The 10,167-nt window shown below is 60.4% G+C and carries 9 protein-coding genes; 6 read left to right on the forward strand and 3 right to left on the reverse strand.

All coding sequences use genetic code 11. From position 1 onward, the window contains the following. The first annotated feature begins 1,232 nt into the window (after positions 1 to 1,232). A complete protein-coding gene (locus tag E8A46_RS04745; protein WP_291558141.1) occupies positions 1,233 to 2,123 on the forward strand; it encodes a PEPxxWA-CTERM sorting domain-containing protein in 891 nt (296 codons plus the stop codon). A 928-nt stretch (positions 2,124 to 3,051) separates the two neighbouring features. After that, on the forward strand, positions 3,052 to 3,294 hold the full coding sequence (locus E8A46_RS04750; protein ID WP_291558145.1) for a hypothetical protein: 243 nt from the start codon (positions 3,052 to 3,054) through the stop codon (positions 3,292 to 3,294). 559 nt (positions 3,295 to 3,853) lie between these two features. Here E8A46_RS04750 and E8A46_RS04755 read toward each other — a convergent pair. Further along, positions 3,854 to 4,696, reverse strand: coding sequence for a MoxR family ATPase (locus E8A46_RS04755; protein ID WP_291558147.1), 843 nt, complete (start codon positions 4,694 to 4,696; stop codon positions 3,854 to 3,856). A gap of 117 nt (positions 4,697 to 4,813) precedes the next feature. After that, a complete protein-coding gene (locus tag E8A46_RS04760; RefSeq protein ID WP_291558151.1) occupies positions 4,814 to 5,059 on the reverse strand; it encodes a GlsB/YeaQ/YmgE family stress response membrane protein in 246 nt (81 codons plus the stop codon). A 154-nt stretch (positions 5,060 to 5,213) separates the two neighbouring features. On the opposite strand from E8A46_RS04760, the gene E8A46_RS04765 reads away from it, so the two are divergent. The 3 genes from E8A46_RS04765 (at position 5,214) to sseA (ending at position 7,978) form a co-directional block, all read left to right on the forward strand. Continuing rightward, positions 5,214 to 6,389 (forward strand): VWA domain-containing protein, encoded by a 1,176-nt coding sequence (locus tag E8A46_RS04765; protein ID WP_291558155.1) that lies wholly within the window; start codon positions 5,214 to 5,216, stop codon positions 6,387 to 6,389. A gap of 170 nt (positions 6,390 to 6,559) precedes the next feature. Next, positions 6,560 to 6,976 (forward strand): rhodanese-like domain-containing protein, encoded by a 417-nt coding sequence (locus E8A46_RS04770; RefSeq protein WP_291558159.1) that lies wholly within the window; start codon positions 6,560 to 6,562, stop codon positions 6,974 to 6,976. A gap of 141 nt (positions 6,977 to 7,117) precedes the next feature. Next, positions 7,118 to 7,978 (forward strand): 3-mercaptopyruvate sulfurtransferase, encoded by an 861-nt coding sequence (sseA, locus tag E8A46_RS04775; RefSeq protein WP_291558162.1) that lies wholly within the window; start codon positions 7,118 to 7,120, stop codon positions 7,976 to 7,978. 12 nt (positions 7,979 to 7,990) lie between these two features. On the opposite strand, the gene E8A46_RS04780 is transcribed toward sseA, so the two are convergent. Continuing rightward, positions 7,991 to 8,755 (reverse strand): hypothetical protein, encoded by a 765-nt coding sequence (locus E8A46_RS04780; protein WP_291558165.1) that lies wholly within the window; start codon positions 8,753 to 8,755, stop codon positions 7,991 to 7,993. A gap of 336 nt (positions 8,756 to 9,091) precedes the next feature. Between E8A46_RS04780 and E8A46_RS04785 the strand changes: the two genes are divergently transcribed. Beyond that, positions 9,092 to 10,167: L,D-transpeptidase (locus E8A46_RS04785; protein WP_291558168.1), on the forward strand; the 1,076-nt coding region annotated here is incomplete at its 3' end.

The following is a 10,167-nucleotide window of genomic DNA, read 5'->3' on the forward strand; positions in this document are numbered from 1 at the left end:
CATCGAATCCTCCGGCCAAATCGCAGGAGAATCATATCATTTGATGGTGTTTTCACACAGCCTGGACCCTTTTCGGACATCTGGCGAGCGGGGATCGCGGGAAAGATGGGCTGAGTTCTTGGTGCGACATCTTGAGCCAGCACTATTGCGATGGATCAAAGAGCGGAGGCTTGAGCGGCGCACAGTTTAAGCGCGCCCAATGTATTCTTGCGTCAGTAGGAGGGCAGTCATGCGTGCAAAACCTTCTTCACGAGAACCAGAAGAAAGACCGAAAAAGAGAATAATTAATTTCAGCAACCGGCTCGGGGAGCCGCTCTGCGTTCGATATGCAGAGCTGATGCGGTTGCGTCTGACAGTCCTTGAGGCAGAGTCAAAGAGATCAACGCCACACGCTGCTCAAGCGCCACGATGATTCTCGTCGAGCCCTAATCGCTAGTCCGCAAGTCCGCTATGAGGGGGTGAACGGATCTAGCTCTGTTGCACTCCGAGGGCCGAGTTTGACCCTAACCAGACACTGCATCACATCGCGCCAGCCCTTGGTTTCCGGCTATCTAAATTGAAATATTTGAGGTGCCGACAATGCTTAAATCTAAATACTCGAACAAAAAATATTCCAGCCGTTATCGTGCCGAATTGATCCACATCAATGCTCCTTTGGCGATTTAAGTCGCCGAATGCCCCTTAAGAGACAACGCCTGCGCCAGCGGTAGGCAATCTGATTCAACTACAGACGGAACGTTCGACGTTCGTCGAGCGGATCGATCCTGATGGTCACCCGGCGTTGTTTGCAATGGGAGGCGTAGTCATGTTGATCAAGAAATGGCTCTTGGGACCCGCGTGCTGCTTGTTGATAACAGTGGCTTATTTGCAGCCCGCGCATAGCACGCAGCTTATTTTTACAAACTCGGGCAATTTTCTGGACACCTTTGGCGTAAATCCCACAGGCATTGGGACGCAAATCGGTACGACGGCTTACTACACGGGAGTTACTAACGACACCGTCTACGGTTGGGGTGCAACCAAGCGGACCTCCGTCGCCTACGGGCGGTTCTACGCCGAGTTCGGATGGCACGACTGTCACGGCGACCCAAGGGACCACGACTGTCACGCTTCCCTACAGTAACAGTACCGCATTTCCAAATCAGTTCGTTACGGGCGTACCTGTCGGACTGACCGGCCAATGGACCATTACCGCCAACAATGCGAGCACTTCGCCGACTAGCGCTACCGCTTTGACAAATGCGCTCGCCGTCACGACGACTCCGTTGCCAAATACCGCCGTTGCAATATCTGGAAGCACGCTGGCTCCTACTATCAGCTGGACAATTCCGACGGGCAGCACGATACCCACAGGCTTTGTGCTCAAAGAGTCCGTTTACCTTTTTGCGCAAGCTTCTCAAGGAAGCGGCGCTCTTTATTCTAGCGGCGAATTGGCTCCCGGGACGACACAAGTCAATATTGGCGCAATCCCGCAGTTAAATCCCGGAACAGTTTATACTGTTTCGATACAATCCGACATTTTCAATCAGACAACGGGTGCGTTAGAAGCGCGAACCCGCCAGTTCACGGGCTATGTCGCTGCCTCGGCGACTCCGATTGCTGCGCCAACATACCGGCCGGATGTTTCGCCGGGCACCGGTCCTAGCGGCCAGGCAGTCTATCAATTTAACTCCCCTGTTTCCCAAGGGATACCCATACTGCTCGATCCTTTGGTGGCAACCGGTTTCATCTATAAGACCGGCGCGACCAATCCAAATTTTGCAAGCGTGCTGTTGCCCAATATCGGAAACCCGTCTCCCTATGAGGTGTTCACCTGGAATGGCACTGCATTCGTATTTGATACGAATCTCGCAGCGAATACGCTGCTTACTTTTGGAACGGGCGGTGTTTCAGAATTTGAAGTCCTTGGTATTTCCCCAAGCTTGGCGTTGAACCCCAACAATTCGACCGATTTCGTAACTCAGCTAACCTTCACTGGCTCTGGTGAATTTACCGGCACAATGACGCCTATCACCACCGACGTCCCCGAACCCTCCACGTGGGCAATGATGCTTCTCGGCTTCGCAGGTCTCGGCTTCATAGCGTTTCGTCGGAAGTCAAAGCCGGCTTTGCTGGCCGCCTGATCCTCAATAATCGGGTTTAAATTTGAGGGCCGCCTTCGGGCGGCTTTTTTCTTGTCGCGATCTAGTCCGCCATGTCTGCGTTTGGCACTTTTCGGACCTGCCAGCCGACGCCGGGGATGTCCGGTTCTCGGGGTAGAGCGGAAGTGGCTGGCAGATGTGCCTGACGGGCAAATCAGTCCGTCCATCAATTTTGCCGTCTAGCCCCTTTCGAAAAAATATTCTGATTTTCCGAAGACCCAAATCACCTTATATCCATCGCCGTCCCGCTCCTCAGAGGGGCGTTGCGCAACGTCACGAAACGCGGAGCGGGATGCGATGGACGCTGGCGGCGCGCTTGACGGGCGATGCTGCATGCGGACGGCGAAGTCGTGTGGTCCTGATGCCCCGACGCTGGCATCAAGCTTCGCGGAGGTATCCGCGAGGTGACGGTGGCAAGAAAGCCCGGTCACCGGGGAGAGCGCGTTATAAGCCGTAAAGCCATTGCGCGGGGAATGCCGGGTGATTCCGGTGTGACCTGACTAACGCGTGTGCGTTCTACTACTCACATGGCACACGCGGCTATCGGGCGCATCGGGCGCCCGGCATTCCCTGCGCCCTCCGATTGGAGGGCGGGAATTTCTCAGCAAAACTCGCGCGAAACGCGCGGCGAGATTGCGAAGTCGTGTCTGTGCACGGCGGGCTGTTTGAAATATGCACCGAAGACGCAGCGTATCTTTCTTACCCTCCCCTGAAGGGGTCGAGACGAGCAGCTCGCTCTCTGGGTCGACGCGAATGAAGCGGACCTCGCCTGTTAAACGGTGACTGCTGCGTGAGAGGCAAGCGGCGGGCCATGCCCGGGTGGACGCCGCGCCTGCTTTGATCCTGGTCAACATGCTGCCGAGGCGCCGTGCCATGGTTAAATTTAAAGCGGCGACAGGCGAGGTACGTGATGAGGTGCGTGGTAACTCTGAAGAACGGCGACGCCATGGAAAGAGCGATGGGGGCGCTGGCGAAGTATAGATACACCGCAGGTGGCGAGCAGATCGCTCCTTCGGGACATCCAAGCGAGTGGAGCAGGTGGCTTCTTGAGATTGACTCGGCAGAATTCGAGACGATCCGCGACCACGTCGATGATGGTGATATTGTTGATGTGAAGCCCGTCAACGAGCGAGCAAGCTCCGAGATTCACTAGAGACATCAAGGCTGATCTTCATATTGCATCGCAGCGGCCGGTTTTGACCACCTACGCAAACATCCGGAGTTTTGGTGAGCGGCTGCCATTGGCATATTGCACGCCATGGCTCAGCCTATCGTATTCAAATGCCCCCAAACTGGGATGAACGTGCAGCATTGGCTGGCCGACGCGCCAGAGGATGCAAAGGACAGGCACTCATCCGTGACCTGCCCGGCCTGCGCCAAGCTGCACTTCATTCACAATTCGACAGGGAAGCTGCTAGGGGACCGAGTTAAGTAGCCTCGGTTGGTGGCCTCTTTCATTCCAGACCGAGTGCGTCATCAGAGCTCTGGGCAATGTCTCGGAGCTTTTTGTTGGCGAGAGCCGCGCGTTGTCATTCCGGGATGGTGCGTTAGCACCAGACCCGGAATCTCGAGATTCCGGGTCCGATGCTTCGCATCGCCGCGGAATGACGGGATGCCTGATTTGCTTCGCGGAGCCTGTCCTCGGGCGCGCATTCGCGCGACCCGTTGGCTCGCAATGACGGCCGTCCTGGCTGTTTGAAAATCAAAACCGCTCACACTTCCCTGCGGCTCAAGAACGCCAGCCGCTCGAACAGGTGCACGTCCTGCTCGTTTTTCAACAGCGCGCCGTGCAGCGGCGGGATCAATTTACGCGGGTCGCGCTCCCGCAGCATCTCCGGCGTCATGTCCTCGTTGAGCAGCAGTTTCAGCCAGTCCAGAAGTTCCGACGTCGAGGGCTTCTTCTTCAGGCCCGGCACTTCGCGAACCTCGAAAAAGATCCGCAACGCCTCTTCCACCAGGCGCTTCTTGATATCAGGGAAATGCACATCGACGATCCGGCTCATGGTGTCGGCGTCGGGAAACTTGATGTAGTGGAAGAAGCAGCGACGCAGGAACGCGTCCGGCAATTCCCTCTCGTTGTTGGAGGTGATCATCACGATCGGGCGCAGCTTTGCTTTTATATTTTCGCCGGTCTCGTAGACGAAGAATTCCATGCGATCGAGTTCGAGCAACAGATCGTTGGGGAATTCGATATCGGCCTTGTCGATTTCGTCGATCAGGAGCACCGGGCGCTTCTCATGGGTGAAGGCTTCCCACAATTTCCCGCGCTTGATGTAGTTGCCGATGTCGGAAACCCTGGCATCGCCGAGCTGGCTGTCGCGCAGCCGCGACACCGCGTCGTATTCATAGAGGCCCTGCTGCGCCTTGGTGGTGGACTTGATGTGCCAGGTCAGAAGCGGCGCGCCGATCGCTTTCGCGACTTCCTCCGCCAGCACGGTCTTGCCGGTGCCGGGCTCGCCCTTGATCAGCAGCGGCCGTTCGAGCACGATCGAGGCGTTGACGGCGATCTTGAGATCATCGGTGGCGACGTAGTCCTTGGTGCCGGTAAATTTCATCTCGTACTTTGCCTCTTTGTACTTAGCTTGTTGCTTGTTCTTGAGCGCAAGCGAGCGCTTTGATCGAACAGGAAACGACCGCCGGCCGGGCGGTCGCTGCGAAAATAAGGATATCGATCAGGCGCGCTTGATCAGCGAAAGAATGACGAGAACGATCACCGCGCCGACCGTGGCGTCGAGGATCGAGCCAAGCAGGCCTGACGCGAGCACGATGCCGAGTTGCGGCAGCACCCAGCCGGCAACCAGTGCGCCGATGATGCCGACGACGATGTTTCCGATCAGCCCGAAGCCGGCGCCGCGTACGATCAGGCCGGCGAGCCAGCCGGCGATCGCCCCGATGATGAGCGCAGCTAGAATACCCATGGACGCAGCCCCGTTTCGAACATTGACAGCTTCAATTCTAGTTGAAAAACGCTTCAGGTCTAGGGTGTCGGACGGCTCATTTGGCAAAACAAAGCTGTCCTGATCCGCGCCGCCGGCCCTTGACGGAGGCTCGCCGCCGGGCAATCTGTAAGTCATGTTCCTGCAATTCTTCACATCGCTGCGTGACGCCCAGGTTCCTGTGACCTTGCGCGAATATCTGACGCTGATGGAGGCGCTCAACGCCGATCTCGCGGAGCAGACGGTGGAGAATTTTTATTATCTGTCGCGCGCCGCGCTGGTGAAGGACGAGCGCAATCTCGACAAGTTCGATCGGGTGTTCGGCACCGTGTTCAAGGGGCTCGAGAGCCTGCTCGACGCCATGGAAAAGGCCGACATTCCCGCCGAATGGCTGAAGAAGCTCGCCGAGAAATATCTCACCGAGGAAGAGAAGAAGCAGATCGAGGCGCTGGGCTGGGACAAGCTCATGGAGACGCTGCGCCAGCGCCTGAAGGAGCAGAAGGGCCGGCATCAGGGCGGCAACAAGTGGATCGGCACGGCCGGCACCTCGCCGTTCGGCGCGGAGGGCTATCATCCGGAAGGCATCCGCATCGGCCAGGAGAAGAACCGCAATTTCCGCGCCGTGAAGGTGTGGGATCGCCGCGAATTCAGGGATCTCGACGGCAATGTCGAGCTCGGCATTCGCAACATCAAGATTGCGCTGAGGCGCTTGCGCAAATTCGCCCGCACCGGCGCGCCCGACGAACTCGATCTCGATACCACGATCAGGGAGACAGCCAACCACGGCTATCTCGATGTGCATATGCGCCCCGAGCGGCGCAACGCGGTCAAGGTGCTGGTATTCTTCGACATCGGCGGCTCGATGGATTCGCACGTCGAACAGGTCGAGGAACTGTTCTCGGCGGCGAAGAGTGAATTCAAGCACATGGAATATTTCTACTTCCACAACTGCCTCTATGAAGGCGTGTGGAAGCAGAACCGCCGCCGCTTCACCGACCGGACGCCGACCTGGGACGTGCTGCACAAATATCCGCACGACTACAAGGTGGTGTTCGTCGGCGACGCCTCGATGTCGCCCTACGAGGTCATGGTGCCCGGCGGCTCGGTCGAGCACGTCAACGAAGAGGCGGGATCGGTCTGGCTCGAGCGCATCACGCGCACCTATGCGCATGCGGTGTGGCTCAATCCGGTGGCGCAGCGGCACTGGGATTATTCTGAATCGACCACCATCATTCGCCGGTTGTTTTCGGAGCGCATGTTCCCGATCACGATCGAAGGTCTCGAAGGCGCGATGAAGGAGCTGGTGCGGTAACGGGAGTACGTGCCCCGTACGCAGCGCAGCGCTTGAGCGGTGCGCTGCAGAGCCGGGGCCCATCGAATTGGCTGTGCTACGGGTCCAGGCTCTGCGGCGCATCGTCAAGAACGCTGCACCGCGTCCGGGACACGTGACGCGAAGCGGCCGGCAAGAGCGAGGAAACGTCAATGCCCCAGACCATCCACCGCGGCATCAAATCGCTGATCGACGAGGCCAATGCGCAGATCGGAACGCTCAGCGCTGCGGACGCCATCAAGGCCTCGCAGAGCGACGACGTCGTGATCGTCGACATCCGCGATCCCCGCGAGATCGAGCGCGAGGGGCGGATTCCCGGAGCATTCTCCTGCACCCGCGGCATGCTGGAGTTCTGGATCGACCCGTTGAGCCCCTATGCCAAGCCGATCTTCCAGCAGGAGAAGAAGTTCATCTTTCATTGCGCCGGCGGCCTGCGCTCGGCGCTGGCGGCGAAGACCGCGCAGGATATGGGGCTGAAACCGGTGGCGCATATCGCGGGCGGATTTGCCGCCTGGCGCGACGCCGGCGGCCCGACCGAGAGTTTCGAGCCGAAGAAGCCGAAGGGTTGACCTTGCTCCGTCATTCCGGGGCGCGGCGTGAGCTGCGAACCCGGAATCCAGAAGTTACTATCTCGAGTTTCTCCGATGTGCAATTGCACATCGTAGTTCGCGCTTGGCGCGCCCCGGAATGACAACAAGGATCTAGCATCCATGACACCATCCACCGACGATCCGCTGGTCTCCACCGATTGGCTCGCCGCCCATCTCGACGATCCCAAGGTGAAAATCATCGACGCAACCTTCAAGTTGCCCGGTGTGCTGCCGCTGCCGGTGGAGGACTATCTCGCCGCACATCTTCCGGGCGCGGTTTTCTTCGACGTCGATCACATAGCCGATCCGAACGACCCGCGGCCGCACATGTTTCCAACCGCCGAGCAGTTCGCCCGCGACGTTGCTGCACTCGGCATTTCCTCAGGTGATACCGTGGTCGCCTACGATGCGGGTGGCTGGGTCGCCGCCCCCCGGGCGTGGTGGATGTTCCTGTCGTTCGGTCATCCCGATGTGAAGGTGCTCGACGGTGGTTTGAAGAAATGGTTGCGCGAAGGTCGCCCAACGCATTCCGGCAAGGTTGCGCCGAAACCCGGAAAATTTCAGGCCAGGCTCGATCCAGGCTATATCCGCAGCCAGCAGCAACTGGTCGGCAATCTGCAAACGCACGCCGAGCAATTGATCGACGCGCGCCCACGCCCGCGTTTCGAGGGTACCGGTGTCGAGCCGCGGCCGGGCCTCCGTCCTGGTCACATTCCCGGCAGCCGCAACGTGCCCTATGCGGAGCTGTTCGATGCCAATACTGGTGCGATGAAGCCGCTTGATGAATTGCGCAAGGCCTTCGCCGGCGCCGGAGTCGACATGGCCAGACCGATCGTGACGAGTTGCGGTTCCGGTGTCTCCGCGCTGGTATTGACGCTCGCGCTTTACAGGCTGGGTGTGCGCGGCAGCGCGCTTTACGACGGTTCGTGGTCCGAATGGGGCCTGCCCGACGGACCGCCGGTCGCGACCGGTCCGGCCTGACAACCTACGCCTTCAACGACTGCGAGTGGCGCGCGCCGGCTCGCCGAACGGATTGACCGGCTGCAGAGCTGCTTGTGCCGCCACGCGCGCGCGCGCCGCAATCCTGCGGTGCCGGGCCGCGCGCGTTGCCTGCTGACGATTCTTCATGGCGCTCGGATCAGGCTTCGCATGGCTGACCTTGGTCGGTGGTGTCTCGATGTTGACCGGAGGCCCACCCAGCGTCGCGATTTTCGTCGCGGCGATGTCGGCGCCCGGCGAAGCCGGTGCGGCGATTGGTTCGGACGGGGCCGAGACCACCTGATTTTCCGGTGATTTTTCGTCTGTCGCAACGGTTGCGACCCTGGTTTCGTCGGGGGAAGCGGGCATCTCCGCCGGAACCGTGGCCGCCTCGCCCGGTGCCGGACCTTCGGCGACCGGGATTTCCGCCTTTGCGATCACTACCTTCACGGTTTCCGGCGGCGAAGATTCCTCCGGCTTCAGCGCGGCGACCGGCTCGGATTCAGCGGGCAGCGAGGTGCTCTCTGCTTGTTCGGTGCTGGCCGCAACATCGTCCTGCGCCTTCTCCACGACGGGCGTGTCGACGCGCAGCATCGCCAGTACCGGCCCTGTGGCTTCCGCGGGCTGCGCGAACTTTGCCTCGGGAGCGGCGCGCCACGACGGGTTGCTGGCAAATTCCTCGTGGGCGGTGCGCAGCAAGGCTGCCGCGCCAAGTCCGAAGACCAGGACCGACATCGACAATACGATCGCGGCGATCAGGAAGCGGAAACCGGGAAGCATTGACGGGATTCTGCCTTGGCGGAATATTTTGCAAAGGCCCTTGAGCCATCGGGAACGCGGTGACCACTACACTGGCCGCGTTCGCAACACAGCGGGCACGCCGCGCAGCGAATCAGGCTGGTTCAAGAATACCGCAACCGTTCCCCGGCGCTCATTAAATATCGGCGGCGCGGAAGTTCGCCGGGGCGGTGGGGATTCGGTTCGCAACGGTGCCTCCGGGACCATTACAAAAAGCCCAAATCTGGCGCGAATTGGCCGGATTTGTCTTGAATGCGCCGCTATCTTCAGCCATCTGCCGTTAACGAACCAGTGTCGGCTTGGGGCTATACAAGAGCGATGATGACCAAACACATTCTGACGATTTGTGCTGCCGTTGCCGCCGCCTTGGCGGCAGCCGTGGCGGGGACCTCGCTTGCGTCGGCGCAGAGCTATCCGACCCCGCCTGGCACGGTCTATTCGCCGAATTTGCCGGGTGGCCGTCCGGCCGATTACCGCACGCCGCGACCGATGGAGTTCGATGCGCTGGACGACGAAGACGGCCCGAATATGCCGAGTTCGACCGCGCTGGCGCCGCCCGGACCGGTGCTTTCGCCCGACGATCCCCGCTATGGCCGGCCGATGGGCGCTCGGCCTATTTATTCCGACCGCGGCCCAGTGCTTTCGCCCGACGACCCCCGCTACGGCCGGCCGATGGGGGAGCCGCCGGTGTATTCCGACCGTGGCCCGGTGCTTTCGCCTGACGATCCCCGCTACGGCCGCCCGATGGGGGCTCCGCCGGTGTATTCTGACCGTGGCCCAATCCTTTCCCCCGATGACCCGCGCTATGGCCGCCGGGATGGACCGCCGCCGGTAATCTATTCCGATCGGCCCGCCGGTCCCCCGCCACAGTCCTACGGCGATAACCGGGTTCCGGGATCAGGCTATATCTATTCCGATGAGGATAATCGCGCGCTTCGCCCGCCGGGCGTCGTCGCGGCGCCGGGCAATGTCACCGGAACCGTGCAACAGCAGCCGCCTGGAGCCCAGCCGCAGGGACCTGATGGCAGGCCAGTGGTGCTGTCCGCGCTGCCGCCGGAGGAACAGCCTGAAGTGGCGCCGGTGCAGCTGCCGCCGCATTTGCGCCGGCAGGAAGTCACCTTCGCCACCAAGGAACCGGCGGGAACGCTGATCGTCGATACCCCGAACACCTATCTCTATTACGTGCTGGGCGGCGGCCGCGCGGTCCGCTACGGCGTCCGCGTCGGCCGCGACGGTTTCACCTGGACCGGCGTGCAGAAGATCTCGCGCAAGGCCGAGTGGCCGGACTGGCATCCGCCGACGGAGATGATCGAGCGCCAGCCCTATCTGCCGCGTTTCATGGCCGGTGGCCCCGGCAATCCGCTCGGCGCGCGCGCGATGTATCTCGGCAATAC

The sequence above is a fragment of the Bradyrhizobium sp. genome, assembly GCF_004799445.1.
In the GTDB taxonomy this organism is placed as follows: domain Bacteria; phylum Pseudomonadota; class Alphaproteobacteria; order Rhizobiales; family Xanthobacteraceae; genus Bradyrhizobium.

Bases quoted from the DNA above. Each gene is read 5' to 3' on its own strand.
- E8A46_RS04750 (WP_291558145.1), top strand. From the start codon at position 3,052: ATGAGGTGCGTGGTAACTCTGAAGAACGGCGACGCCATGGAAAGAGCG.
- E8A46_RS04755 (WP_291558147.1), bottom strand. From the start codon at position 4,696: ATGAAATTTACCGGCACCAAGGACTACGTCGCCACCGATGATCTCAAG.
- E8A46_RS04760 (WP_291558151.1), bottom strand. From the start codon at position 5,059: ATGGGTATTCTAGCTGCGCTCATCATCGGGGCGATCGCCGGCTGGCTC.
- E8A46_RS04765 (WP_291558155.1), top strand. From the start codon at position 5,214: ATGTTCCTGCAATTCTTCACATCGCTGCGTGACGCCCAGGTTCCTGTG.
- E8A46_RS04770 (WP_291558159.1), top strand. From the start codon at position 6,560: ATGCCCCAGACCATCCACCGCGGCATCAAATCGCTGATCGACGAGGCC.
- sseA (WP_291558162.1), top strand. From the start codon at position 7,118: ATGACACCATCCACCGACGATCCGCTGGTCTCCACCGATTGGCTCGCC.
- E8A46_RS04780 (WP_291558165.1), bottom strand. From the start codon at position 8,755: ATGCTTCCCGGTTTCCGCTTCCTGATCGCCGCGATCGTATTGTCGATG.